At 69.8% G+C, this 20,047-nt stretch carries 18 protein-coding genes and 1 tRNA gene; 13 read left to right on the top strand and 6 right to left on the bottom strand.

Translation table 11 applies throughout. From position 1 onward, the window contains the following. Window positions 1-14 precede the first annotated feature (14 nt). Entirely contained in the window at window positions 15-788 is a 774-nt protein-coding gene (locus tag D3A60_RS10105; protein WP_119718536.1) for an enoyl-CoA hydratase/isomerase family protein, read from the bottom strand. Between the two features lie 57 nt (window positions 789-845). On the opposite strand from D3A60_RS10105, the gene D3A60_RS10100 reads away from it, so the two are divergent. Further along, window positions 846-1,292, top strand: a complete 447-nt coding sequence (locus D3A60_RS10100; RefSeq protein WP_231120462.1) for a copper chaperone PCu(A)C — start codon at window positions 846-848, stop codon at window positions 1,290-1,292. A gap of 19 nt (window positions 1,293-1,311) precedes the next feature. On the opposite strand, the gene D3A60_RS10095 is transcribed toward D3A60_RS10100, so the two are convergent. Continuing rightward, the gene (locus D3A60_RS10095; RefSeq protein WP_119718535.1) at window positions 1,312-1,812 is read right to left on the bottom strand and encodes an acyl-CoA thioesterase; all 501 of its coding nucleotides are present in this window, start codon (window positions 1,810-1,812) and stop codon (window positions 1,312-1,314) included. After that, entirely contained in the window at window positions 1,809-4,718 is a 2,910-nt protein-coding gene (uvrA, locus tag D3A60_RS10090; protein WP_119718534.1) for an excinuclease ABC subunit UvrA, read from the bottom strand. The genes D3A60_RS10095 and uvrA overlap by 4 nt, the downstream gene beginning before the upstream one ends. Window positions 4,719-5,410: 692 nt before the next feature. On the opposite strand from uvrA, the gene rplU reads away from it, so the two are divergent. From rplU to cgtA, 3 genes are all read left to right on the top strand, one after another. Next, window positions 5,411-5,731 carry a 50S ribosomal protein L21 gene (gene rplU / locus D3A60_RS10085; protein ID WP_119718533.1) on the top strand — a complete coding sequence of 107 codons (321 nt, stop codon included), beginning with the start codon at window positions 5,411-5,413 and terminating at the stop codon, window positions 5,729-5,731. Between the two features lie 12 nt (window positions 5,732-5,743). Continuing rightward, window positions 5,744-6,001 (top strand): 50S ribosomal protein L27, encoded by a 258-nt coding sequence (gene rpmA, locus D3A60_RS10080; RefSeq protein WP_119718532.1) that lies wholly within the window; start codon window positions 5,744-5,746, stop codon window positions 5,999-6,001. 218 nt (window positions 6,002-6,219) lie between these two features. Beyond that, entirely contained in the window at window positions 6,220-7,293 is a 1,074-nt protein-coding gene (gene cgtA / locus D3A60_RS10075) for an Obg family GTPase CgtA (RefSeq protein ID WP_119718531.1), read from the top strand. Between the two features lie 166 nt (window positions 7,294-7,459). Here the strand turns inward: cgtA and rpsT are convergent, their stop codons facing one another. Beyond that, the gene (gene rpsT / locus D3A60_RS10070) at window positions 7,460-7,729 is read right to left on the bottom strand and encodes a 30S ribosomal protein S20 (protein ID WP_119718530.1); all 270 of its coding nucleotides are present in this window, start codon (window positions 7,727-7,729) and stop codon (window positions 7,460-7,462) included. 106 nt (window positions 7,730-7,835) lie between these two features. Here rpsT and murJ point away from each other — a divergent pair, with 106 nt between their 5' ends. From murJ to ispH, 5 genes are all read left to right on the top strand, one after another. Then, window positions 7,836-9,416, top strand: a complete 1,581-nt coding sequence (gene murJ / locus D3A60_RS10065) for a murein biosynthesis integral membrane protein MurJ (protein ID WP_231120461.1) — start codon at window positions 7,836-7,838, stop codon at window positions 9,414-9,416. 79 nt (window positions 9,417-9,495) lie between these two features. Further along, entirely contained in the window at window positions 9,496-10,488 is a 993-nt protein-coding gene (locus tag D3A60_RS10060) for a bifunctional riboflavin kinase/FAD synthetase (RefSeq protein WP_119718528.1), read from the top strand. A gap of 63 nt (window positions 10,489-10,551) precedes the next feature. Then, window positions 10,552-13,359, top strand: coding sequence for an isoleucine--tRNA ligase (gene ileS / locus D3A60_RS10055; protein ID WP_231120506.1), 2,808 nt, complete (start codon window positions 10,552-10,554; stop codon window positions 13,357-13,359). After that, entirely contained in the window at window positions 13,359-13,859 is a 501-nt protein-coding gene (lspA, locus tag D3A60_RS10050; protein WP_119718526.1) for a signal peptidase II, read from the top strand. The genes ileS and lspA overlap by 1 nt, the downstream gene beginning before the upstream one ends. A gap of 20 nt (window positions 13,860-13,879) precedes the next feature. Continuing rightward, complete coding sequence (gene ispH / locus D3A60_RS10045; RefSeq protein WP_119718525.1) at window positions 13,880-14,830, top strand: 4-hydroxy-3-methylbut-2-enyl diphosphate reductase; 951 nt, start codon at window positions 13,880-13,882, stop codon at window positions 14,828-14,830. Between the two features lie 25 nt (window positions 14,831-14,855). Here ispH and D3A60_RS10040 read toward each other — a convergent pair whose 3' ends face one another. Beyond that, window positions 14,856-15,338 carry a hypothetical protein gene (locus tag D3A60_RS10040; RefSeq protein WP_157981459.1) on the bottom strand — a complete coding sequence of 161 codons (483 nt, stop codon included), beginning with the start codon at window positions 15,336-15,338 and terminating at the stop codon, window positions 14,856-14,858. A 153-nt stretch (window positions 15,339-15,491) separates the two neighbouring features. On the opposite strand from D3A60_RS10040, the gene D3A60_RS10035 reads away from it, so the two are divergent. The 3 genes from D3A60_RS10035 to radA all read left to right on the top strand — a co-directional run bounded on the left by D3A60_RS10035 (window position 15,492) and on the right by radA (window position 17,616). After that, window positions 15,492-15,567, top strand: a tRNA-Thr gene (locus D3A60_RS10035). 279 nt (window positions 15,568-15,846) lie between these two features. Then, window positions 15,847-16,131, top strand: a complete 285-nt coding sequence (locus tag D3A60_RS10030) for a hypothetical protein (RefSeq protein WP_119718523.1) — start codon at window positions 15,847-15,849, stop codon at window positions 16,129-16,131. A 78-nt stretch (window positions 16,132-16,209) separates the two neighbouring features. After that, a complete protein-coding gene (gene radA / locus D3A60_RS10025) occupies window positions 16,210-17,616 on the top strand; it encodes a DNA repair protein RadA (RefSeq protein WP_119718522.1) in 1,407 nt (468 codons plus the stop codon). Window positions 17,617-17,623: 7 nt separating this feature from the next. On the opposite strand, the gene D3A60_RS10020 is transcribed toward radA, so the two are convergent. Beyond that, window positions 17,624-18,412, bottom strand: a complete 789-nt coding sequence (locus D3A60_RS10020) for a cytochrome C assembly family protein (protein ID WP_119718521.1) — start codon at window positions 18,410-18,412, stop codon at window positions 17,624-17,626. Between the two features lie 108 nt (window positions 18,413-18,520). On the opposite strand from D3A60_RS10020, the gene ffh reads away from it, so the two are divergent. Further along, on the top strand, window positions 18,521-19,888 hold the full coding sequence (gene ffh, locus D3A60_RS10015; RefSeq protein ID WP_119718520.1) for a signal recognition particle protein: 1,368 nt from the start codon (window positions 18,521-18,523) through the stop codon (window positions 19,886-19,888). The last annotated feature ends 159 nt before the right edge of the window (window positions 19,889-20,047 follow it).

Here is a 20,047-nt window from a genome sequence, read left to right as displayed (position 1 = left end):
CCGGTCGACCCGGCCTACTTCCCGAGGCGCGCGACCAGCGCGCGCAGCGCGCCCTGGCAGTCCGGGGTGGACCAGGCATCGATGAACCGGTCGAGCCGGATGTGCTCGGGCCGCAGCGCGTCGATCACGTCGGCGCGGGCGATCGCGCGGGTTTCCAGCAGCGGGCCGCGCGGCAGCGCCAGCAGCCCTTCGAGCCACATGCGCGCACGCTGGCCGACCTCGTCGATGCCGACCAATTCGTCAACGAGCCCGTACGCAAGTGCCGTTTCCGCCTCGACCATCTCGCCCGCGACCAGCAGCCGCTCGGCGCGGTTGATGCCGACGGCGCGGCGCATCAGCCGCTGGATGCCCTCGGGCACCGGCAGGCCGACCTGCGTTTCGTTGAGGCCGATGCGGAACGGTCCCGACGCCATCACCCGGTAGTCGCAGCACAGCGCCAGCACGCAGCCCCCGGCGGGCGCGTGGCCACCGATGGCCACGACCACCGGCACCGGGCACGCCGCCAGCGCCTGCGCCGTCGCGAAGAACGACTCCCACGCCGCGGTCAGCGCTGCGCGGTCGTCGCCGAGCGACAGCAGGTACGGCACGTCGAGCCCGCCGGAGAACACCTTCGGCCCGTCCACGGCGCCGCCGCCCGACAGCACCAGCCCGTGCGCGCCGCCGCGCACCGCGGCGTCGATCGCCTTGCGGATGTCCGCGCACAGCGTGGGATCGAGCGCGTTGACCGGCGGGCGGGCCAGGCGGATCTCGACGATCGCGCCGTGCGAGTGGGTTTCGACCAGGCTCATCTGAAGGTCCTCGGGGCGGTCAGCGAAGCGGACGGGATGCGCCGGTATCATAGGCGCATGCGCACGCCCGCCCTGATTCCGACCCTGCTGCTGATCGCGGCGCTCGCCGCGCCCGGTGCCGTCCCGGCGAGCGAATGCGCACCGCGCGTGCGCGACGCGTGGGTGCGCCTGCCGCCGGCTTCAATGCCGATGCTGGCCGGATTCGCCCGCATCGAGAACCCGTGTCCGGTGCCGGTCACGATCGTCGGCGCCCGCAGCCCGTTGTTCGGCGACGTGTCGCTGCACGAGACCCGGCTCGTCAATGGCGTCAGCCGCATGCGCGCGGTACCCGATCTGCGCATCGCGCCCGACGGCGCCGCGACGCTGAAGCCCGGCGGCCTCCACCTGATGCTGATGCAGCCGACCGGTCCGTTGAAGCCCGGCAGCCGCGTCGTCGTCGAGTTCCTGCTGAGCAAGGGCGGGCCGCTGCGCGCCGAATTCGAGGCGCGCAAGCCGGCACCCTAGCGGGTCGCAGTCGCGTCGATCAGGCGCACGAGGCGCGAACGGCCGCCGGCAGGGGGGCGGCCTGGCCACTGGCGCGATCGATCCAGACCAGCACCACGTTGCCGTCGCAGTACAGCGGAGCACCGCCGGCGGCGCCTACGATCCGGTGCCCGATCGTCACCGACGAATTGCCGACGCGCTCGACGAAGAGTTCGACCACGACGTCGTTGGGCCACTCGATCGGCCGGCGGTAGTTCAGCGTCGACGCGGCGACCACCGGCGCGACCTGGTCGTCCAGCCATTCGCCCGGCAATCCCATCATCCAGCGCAGCCGGGCCTCCTCGAGGTAGCTGAGGTAGGTCGAGTTGTTGACGTGATTGAACGCGTCGAGGTCGCGCCAGCGCACCGACAGCAGCACGCGGATCAGTTCGGTCGACGCCGCTGGCGCTGGCGCGGCGGCGGTCTCGGCAGCGGCCGGCGTCGACGTGGCCCGCTTTCGGGCGGCCGGCGCGCGCACCTTCTTCGTCGCGACATCGCTCATGCGGTCGTCGCCTTCTTCTTCGCTGGCTTGGCAGGCGACTTGCGCGCGCCTTCGCCCGGGGTAATGCCGAGCAGCGGCGCGAGGAAACGCCCGGTGTGCGAGTGCGGCAGCGCGGCGATCTGCTCCGGCGTGCCGGTGGCCAGGATCGTGCCACCGCGGTGTCCGCCCTCCGGCCCGAGGTCGATGACCCAGTCGGCGGTCTTGATCACGTCGAGGTTGTGCTCGATCACCACGACCGTGTTGCCGTCGTCGCGCAGGCGATGCAGTACCGCGAGCAGGTGCTCGATGTCGTGGAAGTGCAGGCCGGTGGTCGGCTCGTCGAGGATGTACAGCGTGCGCCCGGTGTCGCGGCGCGACAGCTCCTTCGACAGCTTGACCCGCTGCGCCTCGCCGCCGGACAGCGTGGTCGCGCTCTGGCCGAGCTTGATGTAGCTCAGGCCGACGTCCATCAGCGTTTCCAGCTTCCGAGAGATCGCCGGGATCGCCTCGAACAGGCCGAGCGCGTCCTCGACGGTCATCTCGAGCACGTCGTTGATGTTGTAGCCCTTGTAGAGGATCTCCAGCGTCTCGCGGTTGTAGCGCTTGCCGCCGCAGACGTCGCACGGCACGTACACGTCCGGCAGGAAGTGCATCTCGACCTTGATCAGGCCGTCGCCCTGGCACGCCTCGCAACGCCCGCCGCGCACGTTGAAGCTGAAACGGCCCGGCGAGTAGCCGCGCGCGCGCGCCTCCGGCACCTGCGCGAACAGCTCACGCAGCGGCGTGAACAGCCCGGTGTAGGTCGCCGGATTGGAACGCGGGGTGCGGCCGATAGGCGACTGGTCGATGTCGACGACCTTGTCCCACAGCTCGATGCCGTCGTGCGAGCGGTACGGGGCCGGCGTCTGCGATGCGCCGTTGAGCTCGTTGGCCGCGATCGCATACAGCGTGTCGTTGATCAGCGTCGACTTGCCCGATCCGGACACGCCGGTGATGCAGGTCAGCAGGCTGGTCGGGATCGCCAGGTCGACGTCCTTGAGGTTGTTGCCGGTGGCCCCGCGCAGGTGGAAGGTGGTCTTCGGGTCGGGCTTGTGCCGCTTGGCCGGCACTTCGATGCGCTTCTTCCCGCTGAGGTACTGGCCGGTCAGCGAGCGTGGCGCCTTGAGGATGTCGGCCAGCTCGCCGCTGGCGATCACTTCGCCGCCGTGCACGCCCGCGCCGGGGCCGATGTCGACGACGTGGTCGGCCAGCCGGATCGCGTCTTCGTCGTGCTCGACGACGATCACCGTATTGCCGAGGTCGCGCAGTCGGGTGAGGGTGCCGAGCAGGCGCTCGTTGTCGCGCTGGTGCAGGCCGATCGACGGCTCGTCGAGCACGTACATCACCCCGACCAGACCGGCGCCGATCTGCGACGCCAGGCGGATGCGCTGCGCTTCGCCGCCGGACAGCGAGTCGGCCTTGCGCTCCAGCGTCAGGTAGTCGAGGCCGACGTCGACGAGGAAGCGCAGGCGGTCGCCGATCTCCTTGACGATCTTGGTCGCGATCTCGCCGCGCCAGCCGGGCAGGTTCAGGCCCTTGAAGAACGCCAGCGCCTCGTCGACCGGCAGCACGACGATCGACGGCAGCGGGCGGTCGGCGACGAAGACATTGCGGGCGGCGCGGTTCAGTCGCGCGCCTCCGCATTCGGTGCACGCGCGCTCGCTGATGTACTTGGCCAGTTCCTCCCGCACTGCCGCGGACTCGGTCTCGCGGTAGCGCCGTTCGAGGTTCGGCACGATGCCTTCGAAGCGGTGCTTGCGCTGGTGCCGCGTTCCGCCTTCGGTGAGGTAGGTGAAGTTGACCAGTTCGGTGCCGCTGCCGAACAGGATCGCCTGGCGCACGTCCTCGTCGAGCGACTGCCACGCGGCGTCGACGTCGAACCGGTAGTGCTTGGCCAGCGACTGGATCAGCTGGAAGTAGTAGGCGTTGCGGCGGTCCCAGCCGCGCACCGCGCCGGCCGCCAGCGACAGCTCCGGGTGCACGACGACCCGCGCCGGATCGAAGAACTGCGCCACGCCCAAGCCATCGCAGGTCGGGCACGCGCCGATCGGCGAGTTGAACGAGAACAGCCGTGGCTCGAGTTCCGGCAGCGAGTACTCGCACACCGGGCAGCTGTACTTCGACGAGAACAGCAGCGGCGCCGCATCGGCGTGGTCGAGCGACATCACCGACGCCATCCCGTCGCCAAGCTTCAGCGCGGTCTCGAACGACTCGGCCAGGCGCTGCTTGAGGTCTTCGCGCGGCTTGAAGCGGTCGATCACCGCCTCGATCGTGTGCTTGACCCGCAGCGCCAGCGGCGGCACCGCGTCGATCTCGTGCAGCACGCCGTCGACGCGCACGCGCACATAGCCCTGCGCGCGCAGCTGGTCAAACACCTGCGCGTGCTCGCCCTTGCGCTCGCGGATCACCGGTGCCAGCAGCATGTAGCGCTGCTCGGCCGTCTCGGGCTTTTCGGACAGCGCCACCACCTGGTCGACCATCTGGCTGACGGTCTGCGCCTCCAGCGGGTAGCCGTGGTCCGGGCAGCGCGGCTTGCCGACGCGCGCGTACAGCAGGCGCAGGTAGTCGTAGATCTCGGTGATCGTGCCGACCGTAGAGCGCGGGTTGTGCGACGTCGACTTCTGCTCGATCGAGATCGCCGGCGACAGGCCTTCGATGTGGTCGAGGTCGGGCTTTTCCATCACCGACAGGAACTGGCGCGCGTAGGCCGACAGCGACTCGACGTAGCGGCGCTGGCCTTCGGCGTAGATCGTGTCGAATGCGAGCGAGGACTTTCCGGATCCGGAAAGGCCGGTGATCACGATCAGCTTCTCGCGGGGCAGGTCGAGATCGATGTTCTTGAGGTTGTGCGTCCGCGCTCCGCGGATGCGGATGAAATCCATCGCCATCGTGGGCCTTCAGGGGGAGGTAGCCGCGTGGAATCACGGCCAACCAGTGAGCGTAACGACACCACTGGATGGGGGCAAATGCGCCCCAGGCAACGCGCGGATGCGCCAACGGAGCGGCGTTCGCGGTTGTCTCGCTCCGCGTGAATGCTTCATGCCGGCGTGCCGGCCGTTGAATGCGTCGTCTGGTCCCGCCGCTGACAGAGCCCGCTGTGGCGGGCGTGGGCTGGCCCACGCGGGGCGTCGGTCGCACACGGGAAGCGCGGCGAATCCCCACCGGCGCGAAGGGGTCAACCGTCACCGCCCGAGGCCGAGGGGAGTGCCAGGCGCGCCCGCCGGCCCGACACGGCGACTCGCGTGGTCAGGTATCGAGGACCAGGGACCGCCCGGTGGCGCAATCCTTGCACGCGCCCGGGCGATCCGCTGGAGAGGAAGGCGATGATTTCCGCCTGTCGGTCTTAATATACCGTTTATCGGTTCCGCGTGCCCGCGGGGCGCCCGGTGCGCCCCCAAGCAAGCCGCTGGCGGGCGTCAACCGCTGCGGGCGTGGCGACCTGTAGGGGCAATCAGGCAGGACCGCCGAGCCACCGGGCTCAAGCCATTTGCTCTAACTCGCTGAAAGCCCTAGAATTCCGCTTCTGTCCGCCCCTCGACGGGTGCGACAGCGACCAAAATAACTACAGAGGAATCTGGTCATGTACGCAGTTGTGGTTACCGGCGGTAAGCAATACCGCGTGATGCAGGGCGAAACCCTGCGCGTTGAGCTGCTCGATGCCGAAGCCGGCAGCGAGTTGAAGCTCGACAACGTCCTGATGCTGGGTGGCAGCGATGGCGTGAAGGTCGGTGACGCGCTCAAGGGCGCCGTCGTGTCGGCCAAGGTGATCGGCCACGGCCGCGCCGACAAGGTGCGCATCGTGAAGTTCCGTCGCCGCAAGCACCACCGCAAGCAGATGGGCCACCGTCAGCACTACACCGAAATCCAGATCACCGGCATCGCCGGTGGTGACAACAAGTAAGGAGCAGCAGCCATGGCACACAAAAAGGGCGTAGGTTCCACCCGCAACGGCCGCGACTCCAACCCGAAGTACCTCGGCGTCAAGATGTACGGCGGCCAGGCGATCGAAGCCGGCAACATCATCGTTCGCCAGCGCGGCACCCAGTTCCACCCGGGCATGGGCGTCGGCCTCGGCCGCGACCACACGCTGTTCGCGCTGGTCGACGGCAAGGTCGAGTTCTCGACCAAGGGCCCGAAGAAGCGCCGCACCGTCAGCGTCGTCGCCGAGTGATCGGCGCGCAGCCCCGGCCTCCGGCCCGGGTTGCACCGCCTGATTCGCGAGGAGCCCCGCTTCGGCGGGGTTTTTCGTTTGCGGGGCGCTGTCCGTCGAGGCAGAAGGCGCGCTCCTCACGGGCCACCGTATCCTTGGCGAGACCCCTCCGCCGCGAAGTGCCCATTACCAGGCGTCTTCGACGCGTTCGCATCCGCATCACTCCCAACGGTCCTGAAATGAAACTCGTCGACGAAGCCGAAATCCAGGTCAGCGCAGGCAACGGCGGCAACGGCTGCGTCGGGTTCCGGCGCGAGAAGTTCATCCCGCTCGGCGGGCCCGACGGCGGCGACGGCGGCGACGGCGGCAGCGTGTGGCTCGTGGCCGACGAGAACCTCAACACGCTCGTCGATTTCCGCCACCAGCGGCAGTTCCGCGCCCAGCGCGGCGAGAACGGCATGGGCCGGCAGATGTACGGCAAGGCCGGGCAGGACCTGGTCATCCCGGTGCCGGTCGGCACGGTCGTCACCAATGTCGGCACCGACGAGGTCATCGGCGACCTGACCCGCCACGGCGACCGGCTGCTGGTCGCGCACGGCGGCAAGGGCGGCCTGGGCAACATGCACTTCAAGAGCTCGATCAATCGCTCCCCGCGCAAGGCGCTGCCGGGCCTGCCGGGTGAGGAGCGCGAGCTCAAGCTCGAGCTCAAGCTGCTCGCCGACGTGGGTCTGCTCGGATTCCCCAATGCGGGCAAGAGCACCCTGATCCGTGCAGTCTCGGCGGCCACGCCGAAGGTCGCGGACTACCCGTTCACGACGCTGTATCCCAACCTCGGCGTCGTCAGCGTCGAGGCGCACCGCAGCTTCGTGATCGCCGACATCCCGGGCCTGATCGAGGGCGCCGCCGATGGCGCCGGGCTCGGCGCGCAGTTCCTGCGGCACCTGCAGCGCACGCGCCTGCTGCTGCACCTGGTCGACATCGCCCCGATGGAAGGCGGCGTCGAGGGCGTGACCCCGGCGGATCAGGTGCGCGCGATCGAGCGCGAGCTCGGGAAGCACGACCCGGAACTGTTGAACAAGCCGCGCTGGCTGGTCCTCAACAAGGCCGACCTCCTGCTCGAGGAAGAGCAGCAGGCCGCGGCGCAGGCGGTGGTCGACGAACTCGGCTGGAAGGACCGCTGGTACCTCGTGTCGGCGATCGGGCGCGAGGGCACCTGGCCGATCATGCTCGACGTGATGGCGTTCTTCGATCGCCAGCGCGAGGAGGCGGCGGAGGCGGCCGCCGCCGAGCAGCCGTACGGCAACGCCGGCTGACGGCGTCTTGCGGATGACAGCCTGCGGCGCGTGTTCCGACGGCGGACTGCGGCACGCGGTCGCTGCTACGCCGTTCGTGCCGGGCTCCTCGCGGCGTACGACCGACGCCACCAAGAAAAAACCCGGCCGGAGCCGGGTTTTTTCGCTGAAGCGCTGGGGCAGCCGATCAGGCGGCCTTGATCGCCTTAATGCGGGCGGTCAGGCGGCTCTTGTGGCGGGCGGCCTTGTTCTTGTGGATCAGGCCACGGGCGCTCATGCGATCGAGGATCGGCTGGGCGGTGGCGAAGGCGGTCTCGGCGCCCGTGGCGTCGTTCTCGCCCAGGGCCTTGAGCACCTTCTTCACGGCGGTGCGCAGCATCGAACGCTGGCTGGCGTTACGGGCATTGCGCACGACAGCCTGCTTGGCGCGCTTCTTGGCGGACTTGATGTTAGCCACGGCGTATTCCTGGAAACGGGTAAAAGATGAAAGTGCGGAAAATCAGACCCAAAAGTATGGCGGTTTCAGTGGCTTGCGTCAACCGCGCGGTTGGCCGGGGGCAGGGATGAGCGCGGCCCCCGGAAAGCCGCGCGGGCCGGGCATGCTGCGCTCGACGGCGGTGTTCAGCGCCATGACCTTCCTGTCCCGGATTGCCGGCTACCTGCGCGACTGGTTGCAGGCCAGCCTGTTCGGCGCCGGGCCGGCGGTCAGCGCCTTCGTGGTCGCGTATCGCATTCCGAACTACCTGCGGCGGATCTTCGCGGAAGGCTCGTTCTCGTCGGCCTTCGTGCCGGTGCTGTCCGAGCTCAAGCAGAAGGGCGACGACGCGGCGGTCCAGGATTTCCTCGACCACGTCGCCGGGGCGCTGCTGGCGGTGGTGATCGTCGTGACCGGGCTGGGCATGCTGCTGGCGCCGTGGATCGCGCGGCTGTTCCTGCTGCTGGCCGACGACAGCAAGACCGAGCTGGTCGACCTGACGGCGCAGATGCTGCGGATCACCTTCCCGTACCTGGCGCTGATCTCGATGACCGCCCTGGCCGGCGCGGTGCTGAACACGTTCCGCCATTTCGGCCTGCCGGCGTTGACTCCGGTGCTGCACAACATCGGCGTCATCGCCGGCATGCTGCTGCTGGCGCAGTACTTCGACGTGCCGGAGATGGCGCTGGCGTGGGGCGTGGTCGGCGCCGGCGTCCTGCAGCTGCTGGTGCTGTGGCCCGCCATGGCGCGTTGGGGCCTGCGCCCGCGCCTGAGATTCAATCTGCGGCACGAGGGCGTGCGCCGCGTGTTCAAGCTGATGGTGCCGACGATCTTCTCGTCGTCGGTCGCGCAGGTGAACCTGCTGGTCGGCACGATGTTCGCCGCGCTGCTCGTGCCGGAGGCGCAGTCTTGGCTGTACTACTCCGATCGGCTCACCGAGCTGCCGCTGGGTCTGTTCGGCGTCGCGATCGGCACGGTGATCCTGCCGCAGCTGTCCCGCCACCACGCCGACGACGATGCGGCCGGCTACTCGAAGGCGATCGACTGGGGCCTGCGCACGGTCCTGCTGGTGGGCCTGCCGGCCGCGGTGGGCCTGGCCCTGCTAGCCGAGCCGCTGACGGCATCGCTGTTCCGCTACGGCAAGTTCACCCCGTACGACACCCGGATGGTCGGCTACGCGCTGACCGCGATGAGCGTGGGTATTCCGGCCTTCATGCTGAGCAAGGTGCTGCTGCCGGCCTTCTACGCCAAGCAGGACACCCGCACCCCGATGCGCGCGGCGGTCGTGACGGTCGTCGTCAACGTGGCGCTGATCGCCGGCTTCGTGACCCCGCTGTGGCACTACCAGGTGGCGGCGGCGCATGCGGGCATCGCGGCCGCCACCGCGATCGCCGGCGTGATCAACGCCGCGCTGCTGTGGCGGTACCTGCGTCGCGGCGGGGCCTTCGTCCCGGAGCCGGGCTGGGGTCGCTGGCTGCTGCGGATCGTGGCCGGTCTGGTGGTGATGGCCGCGGTGGTGCTGGCCGTGCGCGCGCACGTCGGCAGCTGGGCCGTGCTGCCGACGCTGTGGCGCTGGACCTGGCTCCTCGCCGCGATCGCTGCCGGCGGGGCGGCCTACGGCCTGACGTTGATCGCACTGGGCCTGCGCCCGCGGCACCTGCGGCATTGAGCCGGGCAGCGCCGGCTATACTCGCGGGCTTCCCGCAACAGAGCGCCCGGCCTTGCCCGTCGGGCCTGTCCACCCACGCATGAGCCGGCTTTTCCGAGACGTCGATGGCGGGCCGCGATGCCCGCACGGCAGTGTGGTCTGCATCGGCGCCTTCGATGGCCTGCACCTCGGGCATCAGGCGCTGGTGCGCCAGGCCGTCGAACGCGGCCGCGCGCTCGGCGTGCCGTCGGTGGCGTTGAGCTTCGAACCGCTGCCGCGCGAGTTCTTCGCCCCGGCCGATCCGCCGCCGCGCCTGCAGCTGCCGCGCGCGAAGGCGCTCGGGCTGTTCGGCTTGGGCGCTGACCAGGTCGGACTGCTGCGCTTCGATCGCGCGCTGTGCAGCCTGGAAGCGGGCGAATTCGTGCGCCGCGTCATCGTGCAGAGGCTGTCGGCGCGCGAGATCTGGGTCGGCCCTGGGTTCCGGTTCGGCAAGGCGCGCGGCGGCGACCTTGCGACTCTGCAGGAGCATGGCCTTCGGCACGGGTTTTCCGCGCACGAGATCGCCCCGGTGCAGCTGGACGGCGAGCGCGTGTCGGCGACGCGCATTCGCGCCGCGCTGCAGGAAGGCGCGTTCGGCGATGCCGCGCGGCTGCTGGGTCGCTCGTACGCGATCGGCGGCCATGTCGTGCGCGGCCGCCAACTCGGCCGCACGCTCGGTTACCCGACCGCGAACCTGCGCTTCGGCGGCAAGCGGCCGGCGCTGTCGGGCATCTACGCGACGTGGGTGCACGGCCTCGGCCAGCCGCGCGCATCGGTGTCGAGCTTCGGCACCCGGCCGACCGTGGACGGCATCGAGCCGCTGCTCGAGGCGCATCTGTTCGACTTCGACGGCGACCTCTACGGGCGGCGGATCGAGGTCGAGTTCGTCGCCAAGCTGCGCGACGAGGTGAAATTTCCCGATCTGCCCGCATTGACGGTGCAGATGGACCGCGACGCCGTGCAGGCGCGCGCGCTGCTCGCCCGCACTGCAAGCCCCGAACCAACGCCCGCACCTGCGTGTGCGGACCTCTCGCAAGAAACCGCAAGCCGATAGGTTCCCGTGAGCGACCAGAACCCGTACAAGCACACCCTGCACCTGCCCGCGACGGACTTCCCGATGCGTGGCGACCTGCCCAAGCGCGAGCCGGAAACGCTCGCGCGCTGGGAGGCCGAGGACCTGTACGCGAACCTCCGCGCACGGCGCGCCGGCGCGCCGCGGTTCGTCCTGCACGACGGCCCGCCCTACGCGAACGGCACGATCCACATCGGCCACGCCGTCAACAAGGTGCTCAAGGACGTCATCGTCAAGTCGAAGCTGCTGTCGGGCTTCGATGCCCCGTACGTGCCGGGCTGGGACTGCCACGGGCTGCCGATCGAGCACGCGGTCGAGAAGAAGTTCGGCAAGGTGGGCGACAAGCTCGACGCCGCCGCGTTCCGGCAGAAGTGCCGCGAATACGCGACCGAGCAGATCGAACTGCAGCGCCGCGACTTCAAGCGCCTGGGCGTCATCGGCGACTGGGACCGGCCGTACCGGACGATGGACTTCGCCACCGAGGCCGGCATCGTCCGCGCGCTGGCGAAGATCGTCGAGCGCGGGCACCTGCTGCGCGGCGCGAAGCCGGTGCACTGGTGCTTCGACTGCGGCTCGGCGCTGGCCGAGGCGGAGATCGAGTACGCCGACAAGCAGTCGCTGGCGATCGATGTCGCGTACGCGGCCCGCAATCCGTCCAAGCTCGCGGCCGTGTTCGGCGTGGCGATCGACGAAGGGGTGGAGGTCGCGATTCCGATCTGGACGACCACGCCGTGGACGCTGCCGGCGAGCCTGGCCGTGTCGCTCGGCCCGGAGCTCGAGTACGTGCTGGTCGAGGGCCCGGTGCGCGCCGACGGCGGCCGGCGCCTGCTGGTGCTGGCCGCGGCGCTTGCCGACAAGGCGCTCGCGCGCTACGGCGCGGAGCCAGGCGTCGAACTCGGCCGCGCCACGGGTGCCGAACTCGACGGCCTGCACCTGCACCATCCGTTCTATGCCGACCGCGACATCGTCGTGCTGGTCGGCGACCACGTGACCGCCGAGGAAGGCACCGGTGCCGTGCACACCGCGCCCGGCCACGGCCAGGAGGACTTCGCGATCGGTCAGCGCTACGGCCTGCTCGAGTGCTACACCGCTGCACAGATGAACCCGGTCGACGGGCGCGGCCTGTACCTGCCGTCGACGCCGCCGGCTGATGGCGTCGAGATCGCGGGGCTGCACATCTGGAAAGCGAACGAGGCGATCGCCGACGTGCTGCGCGCCAACGGCACGCTGCTGGCGTCCGCGCGCTTCACCCACAGCTACCCGCACTGCTGGCGGCACAAGACGCCGGTGGCGTTCCGCGCGACGCCGCAGTGGTTCATCTCGATGGAGCAGGCCAACCTGCGCGACGACGCCCTCGCGGCGATCCGCACGGTCGGCTGGGTGCCCGAGTGGGGCGAGGCCCGCATTGCCGGGATGATCGAAGGGCGTCCGGACTGGTGCATCAGCCGCCAGCGCACCTGGGGCGTGCCGATCGCACTGTTCGTCGACCGCGAGACCGGCGAGCCGCATCCGCGCGCGGCCGAACTGATGCGTCAGGTGGCCGACCGCATGGAGCGCGACGGCATCGACGCGTGGTACGCGCTGGACGCAGCCGAGCTGCTCGGCGACGAGGCCGCTCGCTACGAGAAGGTCAGCGACATCCTGGACGTCTGGTTCGACTCCGGCGTCACGCACGAATGCGTGCTCGCCGCGCGCCCGCAGGATGGGCTGGCCAAGCCCGCCGACCTGTACCTCGAAGGTTCCGACCAGCACCGCGGCTGGTTCCAGAGCTCGCTGCTGACCGGCGTGGCGATGGACGGCGTGGCGCCGTACCGGCAGGTGCTGACGCACGGCTTCACCGTCGACGCGCAGGGCAAGAAGATGTCCAAGTCGCTCGGCAACGTGGTGGAGCCGCAGAAGGTCATCAATGCGATGGGCGCCGACGTGCTGCGCCTGTGGATCGCGTCGAACGACTACCGCAATGAGATGTCCGTCTCGGACGAGATCCTCAAGCGCAGTGGCGACGTCTACCGGCGCATGCGCAATACCGCGCGCTTCCTGCTGGCCAACCTCAACGGCTTCGAGCCGGCTGCGCACCTGCGCCCGCTCGACGACATGGTGGCGCTGGACCGCTGGATCGTGCATCGGGCGCACGAGCTGCAGCAGCGGATCGTGGACGCCTACGCGCGTTACGACTTCGCCGAGATCGTGCAGGCGCTGTCGAACTTCTGCAGCGTGGACCTGGGCTCGCTGTACCTGGACGTCACCAAGGACCGGCTGTACACGATGCGCGAGGATTCGCGCGGCCGGCGTTCCGCGCAGAGCGCCATGTACCGGATCGCCGAGGCGTTCGCGCGCTGGATCGCGCCGATCCTCAGCTTCACCGCCGACGAGATGTGGCGACACCTGCCGGCACCGGTCGGCGGGACGCGCGAGGGCAACGTGCTGATGGCGACGTGGTATGACGGACTGGCCCCGCTGGCCGACGATGCCGCACTGTCGGCGGCCGACTTCGACCGCCTGCTCGCGCTGCGCGAGGAGGTCAGCCGCACGCTCGAGCCGATGCGCGCCGCCGGCGCGATCGGCGCCGCGCTCGACGCCGAGATCCAGCTCAAGGCCAGCGTGGCAGACCAGAACTGGCTGGCGCCGTTCGTCGACGAGCTGCGCTTCCTGCTGATCAGCGGTGACGTCGAGGTGCTGGCCCAGGGTTCCGTGGCCGACATCGCCGTGCTGGCGGCCCCGAGCGCCAAGGCCAAGTGCGGACGCTGCTGGCATCATCGTGCGGATGTCGGTCGCGATCCCGCGCATCCGTCGCTCTGCGGCCGCTGCGTCGACAACATCGACGGCGCCGGCGAAGACCGGAGGTGGTTCTGATGGCTCCCGTTCGTCCCAACGCGCTGCCGTGGCTGGCGGTGTCGCTGCTGGTTCTCGTGCTCGACCAGTGGAGCAAGGCCTGGGTGCTGTCGTCGCTGCCCGAGTACACCGCGGTGCCGGTGATCGACGGCGTCTGGAACTGGTTCCGCACGTACAACACCGGCGCGGCATTCAGCTTCCTCAGCGATGCCGGCGGCTGGCAGAAGTATTTCTTCGTCGTGCTGGCCGCCGCCATCACGGGCCTGCTCGGCTACTGGCTCTCGCGCACCCGCCGCGATGACTGGAAGACCGCGCTCCCATACGCGCTGGTTATCGGCGGAGCGGTCGGCAACGTCGTCGACCGCCTGCAGCACGGCCACGTCATCGACTTCATCCAGTGGTACTGGCGCGACTGGTACTGGCCGTCGTTCAACATCGCCGACATGGCGATCGTCGGCGGCGCGATCGGGATCGCCCTGACCGGCCTGTTCACCAGGCCCGACGCGGCGGCCACGAAGTAGGGCGGGAGTACAATCGGCCCATGGACGTCCTGCTCGCCAATCCCCGCGGCTTCTGCGCCGGCGTCGACCGCGCGATCGAGATCGTCAAGCGCGCGCTCGAAACGCTCGGCGCGCCGATCTACGTGCGCCACGAGGTGGTGCACAACCGGTTCGTCGTGGACGACCTCAAGCACCGCGGCGCGGTGTTCGTCGAAGAGCTGCACGAGGTGCCGGACGGCGCCACGGTGATCTTCAGCGCCCACGGCGTATCGAAGGCCGTGCGCGAGGAAGCCGCCGACCGCGGGCTCAAGGTGTTCGACGCGACGTGCCCGCTGGTGACCAAGGTGCACCTGGAGGTCGCGCGCCACTGCCGTGCCGGCCGCGACGTGGTGCTGATCGGCCACGAAGGCCACCCCGAGGTCGAAGGGACCATGGGCCAGTGGCGGCGCGAGGCCGGCAGCGGGCGCATCTACCTCGTCGAGGACATCGCCGACGTCGCGGCCCTCGAGGTGGACCAGCCGGAAAACCTGGCCTACACCACCCAGACGACGCTGTCGGTCGACGACACGCGCGGCGTGATCGAGGCGCTGCGCGCCAAGTACCCGGCGCTGCAGGGCCCGAAGAACGACGACATCTGCTACGCCACCCAGAACCGACAGGACGCGGTGCGCGAGCTGGCCGCCCAGTGCGACCTGGTGCTGGTGGTCGGCTCGATCAACAGCTCGAACTCCAACCGCCTGCGCGAGCTGGCCGAGCGCGAGGGCGTCGAGGCCTACCTGATCGACGGCGCGATCGAGATCGACCCGCGCTGGGTGCACGGCCGTCAGCGCGTTGGCGTCACCGCGGGCGCGTCGGCGCCGGACGTGCTGGTCCGCGGCGTCATCGAGCGCCTGCGCGAGCTCGGCGCGCTGCACGTGGCCGAACTCGACGGCGAGCCCGAGGACATGGTGTTTGCACTGCCGAAGGAACTGCGGGTCCAGCTGATCGATTGATCCGCCGGCCCCGCCGGAACCGCCTTCAGTTCTTGCAGAAGCCGCCGGCCCAGCCGTCCACGCACTGCTGGTCGCGCGAAAGGTTCTGCTCGGCGACCTGCTTCTCCGCCCGGCGCTGCGCGACGGTCTTGCAGACCGTGGTCGGGCGGTTGCTGCCGACCGGCTTGTAGCGCTCGCAGACCATCCGCTCGTCCTCGGCCTGGTTGACGATTGCCTCGATCGCCTCGAGCGCGTTGAACACCGCGATCTGGTCGGTTTCGGGCAGCTCGGTGGTCTGCTCGACATTGACCAGCCGGGACAGCACCGTCGTCTGGTGCGCCTGCAGTTCGGCCTTCCTCGCCGCGTCGAGGTCCTTGAAGCGGCCTTTGCGATCGGCAAGCTCCGCGGCGATCTGGGCCTGCTGGGCCCGAATGGCCGATGCGCTGGTGTTGTCGCCGGGATTTGCGATGGCGGGCAGGGCCGCGGCGACCAGAAGCGCGGCGAAGAGACACAGGGTCAAGCGGGACATGGCGCGAACTCCGGTTCGGATGGACGCCGGGGCGGAACCGTCAGCGGCCGTCTCGGACGCCTGCCAGCTGAGCGCAGACGATTGCGGCTGTCAATTGCCGCTCCGGGCGCTGATTGACCCGTGCGGAGGCCGCGCCCTACAATCCGCACCCTCGCCGGAATAGCTCAGTTGGTAGAGCGGCGCATTCGTAATGCGTAGGTCGTAGGTTCGATTCCTATTTCCGGCACCAGGTCACTGCGAGAAGAACCGCCCGGCCCTTGGCCAGTGGCCGTAGCTCTTCCGAAAGCTGCAGCAAGGGCCCGCCTCGGCGGGCCCTTGCCGTTTCTGGCCAGAACCCACTGGATCGGCCGGCACGGCGCGCCATCGCGGCCGGAATGCTCGCACGGTCGATCCTCTCGTCCGCCCGCTCGGACCCTGAACGTGTCATCTGCGTGCCGCGCGCTTTTCACCGGATCGTTGCCAGCGGACGACCACCATGCGCCGGTTTTTCGGACATGGGGCGACCGCCTTGGCGATGCGACTGGATGTGTACGTGGTGGGCGACCTGGAGGCGTGGGTGCTCGCGCCGTCGGGGACGCGACTGCCGATGGCGGAAGTCGGGGTGCTGGGACGGTTGCGCTGGTGGGGTCGGCTCGACGCGGAGCAGGCGCTGACCGGCGAGCAGCGGCCGGCCGTGATCCGCGACATCGATGCGCGCGGCTACGGCATCGTCGCGGCCGGTGAGCTGAGTGCCGTCGACGGCCGCACTGACGCGGCGTCCAACGACGCTGCGGAGCAGCGCCTGGCCGCGTAAGCCCGTCGGCGTCTCGCCGCACGCGACCGCGCGCCGGTACAGTGCGGGCTCCCGCGCTGCTGCGAATCCCCGACCCCGATGGCCGCCAAGTCGCCCGCCAAGTCCCGCACCGCCTACGTGTGCTCCGAATGCGGCGCCGACCACACCAAGTGGCAGGGCCAGTGCGCCGAGTGCGGCGCGTGGAATTCGCTCAGCGAGTTCGTGGTCGAACCCGCGGCGGCAGCGGGCAAGGGCGGCGTGGCGGCGTCGCGGCGCAGCAGCTGGGCGGGCAAGTCGGATGCGCCGGCGGTCACAGCGCTGAAGGACGTCCGCCACAGCGAGGACGCGCGCATCGGCACCGGGATCGGCGAGTTCGACCGCGTGCTCGGCGGCGGCCTGGTGCACGGCGCCGTGGTGCTGGTCGGCGGCGACCCGGGCATCGGCAAGTCGACGCTGCTGCTGCAGGCGGTGGTCAAGATGGCGCCGAGCCTGCCCGGGCTGTACGTCACCGGCGAGGAGTCGCTGGCTCAGGTCGCCGGCCGCGGTTCGCGGTTGGGGCTGCCGCTGGACGGCGTGCACGCGCTGGCCGAAACCTGCGTCGAGCGGATCCTCGAGCACGCCGCCGCGATGCGTCCCGGACTGATCGTGGCCGATTCGGTGCAGACGCTGTGGACGCAGGAGCTCAGCGCCGCGCCGGGCTCCGTCAGCCAGGTCCGCGAAAGCGCGGCGCGACTGGTGCGTTTCGCCAAGGAGACCGGCACGTCGGTCTTCCTCGTCGGCCACGTCACCAAGGAGGGCGGCATCGCCGGCCCGCGCGTGCTGGAGCACATGGTCGACGCGGTGCTGTATTTCGAGGGCGAGAGCGGCAGCCGCTTCCGCGTGCTGCGCGCGTTCAAGAACCGGTTCGGCGCGGTCAACGAACTCGGCGTGTTCGCGATGGGCGACAAGGGCCTGCGCGAGGTGCCCAATCCCTCGGCAATCTTCCTGTCCGGCAGCCGCGAGCCGCAGCCCGGCAGCTGTGTGATGGTCACCCGCGAAGGCACGCGGCCGCTGCTGGTCGAGGTGCAGGCGCTGGTCGACGCGTCGCCGCTGTCGAACCCTCGGCGCGTCGCGGTCGGCATGGAGGGCAACCGGTTGGCGATGCTGCTGGCGGTGCTGCACCGGCACGGCGGGATCGGGGTTGGCGACCAGGACGTGTTCGTCAACGTGGTCGGCGGCATCCGCGTGCAGGAAACGGCGGCCGACCTGCCGGTGCTGCTCGCGGTGCTGTCATCCCTGCGGGATCGTCCGTTGGCCGAGCAGACCATCGCGTTCGGCGAAGTGGGACTGTCCGGCGAGATCCGCCCGGTGCCGAACGGCGAGGACCGGCTGAAGGAGGCGGCGACGCACGGCTTCAAGCGCGCGATCGTGCCGAAGGCGAACGCGCCGAAGTCCGGGCGCGTCGGCGAGATGCAGGTGGTCGGAGTCGAGCGGCTCGCGCAGGCCCTTGAAGCGGCGACCGACTGAGGGGCCTTCAGCCCCGGCCGAGCACCAGTTCCAGCACGAACTTGCTGCCAAAGAACGCAAGCACCAGCAGCGCCATCGCCGACAGCGTCCAGCGCACCGCGATCGCGCCGCGCCAGCCGTAGCGCCAGCGGCCGAGCAGCAGCCCGCCGAACGCCAGCCACGACAGCACGCTGAGCACGGTCTTGTGGATCAGGTGCTGGGCGAGCAGGTCCTGCACGAACAGGACGCCGCTGAGCAGCGTGGCCGTCAGCAGGGCGAAGCCGACCCCGATCGTGCGGAACAGCAGCGATTCGAGTTCGACCAGCGGCGGCAGCGCGCGCAGCCAGCCGCGGAATTCCCGTCGCCGAAGCGCGCGCTCCTGGACCCACAGCACGACCGCCAGCAGCGCGGCGATCGCGAGCGTCGCGTACGCCAGCAGGGCGAACCACGCGTGCAGCTGCAGCCGCCAGTCCAGGTCCGTGGCGGCGACGTCACCCGCCTGCGCGTAGCCGCCCAATGTCAGCGCCGCGATCGGAAACACCAGCACGCCGAGCGCGGCCATCCGGCCGGTCGCGCCGACGAGGGTGGTCAGCGCAGCCATGCCCAGACCCACCAGCGACAGCGCGGCGAAGAAGTGCAGGTCCGCGCTTCCGCTGGCGCGCCATTCGGCGACGTGGGCCGTCGCATGCAGCGCCACCGCGACCAGCGCCGCGAACAGCCAGTTGCGCGAACGCGCGCCGGGGTCGCGCCGGACGTCGGCGACGAGCACGGCGGCGGCGACCAGATAGGCGACGACGGCGATGAGAACGATTGTCATCGGGGCAGTGTCGCACAGCGCGCCGGCTGGCCGCAGGCGGCCGGAGCGGTCGGGCTGCCGGGCTATACTTTGCGCCCGCTTTTCGCACCGCCAGCAGGTACCGCCCGCATGTTCGAATCCCTCACCCAGCGCCTGTCCGGCACGATCGAGCGCCTGCGCGGCCGCGGCCGGCTGACCGAGGAGAACATCCGCGAGGCGACCCGCGAAGTGCGCATCGCGCTGCTCGAGGCCGACGTCGCGCTGCCGGTGGTGCAGGCGCTGATCGAGCGCATCAAGGTCCGCGCGGTCGGCCAGGAAGTGCTCAAGTCGCTGAGCCCCGGCCAGGCGCTGATCAAGGTCGTCCGCGACGAGCTCACCGCGGTGATGGGCTCGGCCGCTAGCGACCTCAACCTCAACGTGCCGGCGCCGGCGGTGATCCTGATGGCCGGCCTGCAGGGCGCGGGCAAGACCACCACGGTCGGTAAGCTCGCCAAGCACCTGAAGGAAAAGCGCAAGAAGAAGGTCATGGTGGTGTCGGCGGACGTCTACCGTCCGGCCGCGATCGAGCAGTTGAAGACCCTCGCGCAGCAGGTCGATGTGCTGTTCTTCCCGTCGGACGCGTCGCAACAGCCGGAGGCGATCGTCAAGGCGGCGATCGTCGACGCGCGCAAGTCGTACGTCGACGTGCTGATCGTCGACACCGCCGGCCGCACCTCGATCGACGAGGCGATGATGGCCGAGATCAAGGCGCTGCACGGCGCGGTCAATCCGGTCGAGACGCTGTTCGTAGTCGACGCGATGACCGGCCAGGACGCCGCGGTCACCGCCAAGCATTTCAGCGAGGCGCTGCCGCTGACCGGCGTGGTGCTGACCAAGACAGACGGCGACGCGCGCGGCGGCGCGGCGCTGAGCGTGCGCTACATCACCGGCCGCCCGATCAAGTTCATCGGCGTCGGCGAGAAGCCCGACGGCCTCGACGTGTTCCACCCCGACCGCATCGCCAGCCGCATCCTCGATATGGGCGACGTGCTGTCGCTGGTCGAGCAGGTCGAGCAGCAGGTCGACCAGGCCAAGGCGGCCAAGCTCGCCGAGAAGGTCGCCAAGGGCAAGAAGTTCGACCTTAACGACATGAAGGACCAGCTCGAGCAGATGCAGAACATGGGCGGCCTGCACGGGCTCATGGACAAGCTGCCTGGCATGGGCCAGATCCCCGACGCGGTGAAGAACCAGGTCACCGGCAAGGAAGTGCCGCGGATGGTCGCGATCATCAACTCGATGACCAAGAAGGAGCGCCGCAATCCGGCGCTGCTGAACGGCTCCCGTCGCGCCCGCATCGCCAAGGGCTCGGGCATGACCCCGGCCGACGTCAACAAGCTCATCAAGCAGTACCAGCAGATGGAAAAGATGATGAGCAAGCTCGCCGGCGGCGGCATGAAGGGGCTGATGCGGGGGATGAAGGGGATGATGGGCGGCCGCGGGCCGATGCCGTTCCGCTGAGGCCAGAGGTTGCTGAGCACAAGGCGCCGTCGACCGGCCCATTGCGCGCCATCGTCGGCCCCGTTCAGGCCGTGAATGCCGGTTTGCCGCGTTCGCTGGCGTTAATGCGTCCGACGGCGGGGTTTCGTCGCCCGGATCAATGGCTTACACTTGCCGGCT

Origin of the sequence: Cognatilysobacter tabacisoli (assembly GCF_003586305.1) — a bacterium.
Classification (GTDB): domain Bacteria; phylum Pseudomonadota; class Gammaproteobacteria; order Xanthomonadales; family Xanthomonadaceae; genus Cognatilysobacter_A; species Cognatilysobacter_A tabacisoli.
This window is presented reverse-complemented; position numbering and strand designations above follow the sequence as displayed.

Bases quoted from the DNA above. Each gene is read 5' to 3' on its own strand.
- D3A60_RS10105 (WP_119718536.1), bottom strand. From the start codon at position 788: ATGAGCCTGGTCGAAACCCACTCGCACGGCGCGATCGTCGAGATCCGC.
- D3A60_RS10100 (WP_231120462.1), top strand. From the start codon at position 846: ATGCGCACGCCCGCCCTGATTCCGACCCTGCTGCTGATCGCGGCGCTC.
- D3A60_RS10095 (WP_119718535.1), bottom strand. From the start codon at position 1,812: ATGAGCGATGTCGCGACGAAGAAGGTGCGCGCGCCGGCCGCCCGAAAG.
- uvrA (WP_119718534.1), bottom strand. From the start codon at position 4,718: ATGGCGATGGATTTCATCCGCATCCGCGGAGCGCGGACGCACAACCTC.
- rplU (WP_119718533.1), top strand. From the start codon at position 5,411: ATGTACGCAGTTGTGGTTACCGGCGGTAAGCAATACCGCGTGATGCAG.
- rpmA (WP_119718532.1), top strand. From the start codon at position 5,744: ATGGCACACAAAAAGGGCGTAGGTTCCACCCGCAACGGCCGCGACTCC.
- cgtA (WP_119718531.1), top strand. From the start codon at position 6,220: ATGAAACTCGTCGACGAAGCCGAAATCCAGGTCAGCGCAGGCAACGGC.
- murJ (WP_231120461.1), top strand. From the start codon at position 7,836: ATGAGCGCGGCCCCCGGAAAGCCGCGCGGGCCGGGCATGCTGCGCTCG.
- D3A60_RS10060 (WP_119718528.1), top strand. From the start codon at position 9,496: ATGAGCCGGCTTTTCCGAGACGTCGATGGCGGGCCGCGATGCCCGCAC.
- ileS (WP_231120506.1), top strand. From the start codon at position 10,552: ATGCGTGGCGACCTGCCCAAGCGCGAGCCGGAAACGCTCGCGCGCTGG.
- lspA (WP_119718526.1), top strand. From the start codon at position 13,359: ATGGCTCCCGTTCGTCCCAACGCGCTGCCGTGGCTGGCGGTGTCGCTG.
- ispH (WP_119718525.1), top strand. From the start codon at position 13,880: ATGGACGTCCTGCTCGCCAATCCCCGCGGCTTCTGCGCCGGCGTCGAC.
- D3A60_RS10040 (WP_157981459.1), bottom strand. From the start codon at position 15,338: ATGTCCCGCTTGACCCTGTGTCTCTTCGCCGCGCTTCTGGTCGCCGCG.
- radA (WP_119718522.1), top strand. From the start codon at position 16,210: ATGGCCGCCAAGTCGCCCGCCAAGTCCCGCACCGCCTACGTGTGCTCC.
- D3A60_RS10020 (WP_119718521.1), bottom strand. From the start codon at position 18,412: ATGACAATCGTTCTCATCGCCGTCGTCGCCTATCTGGTCGCCGCCGCC.
- ffh (WP_119718520.1), top strand. From the start codon at position 18,521: ATGTTCGAATCCCTCACCCAGCGCCTGTCCGGCACGATCGAGCGCCTG.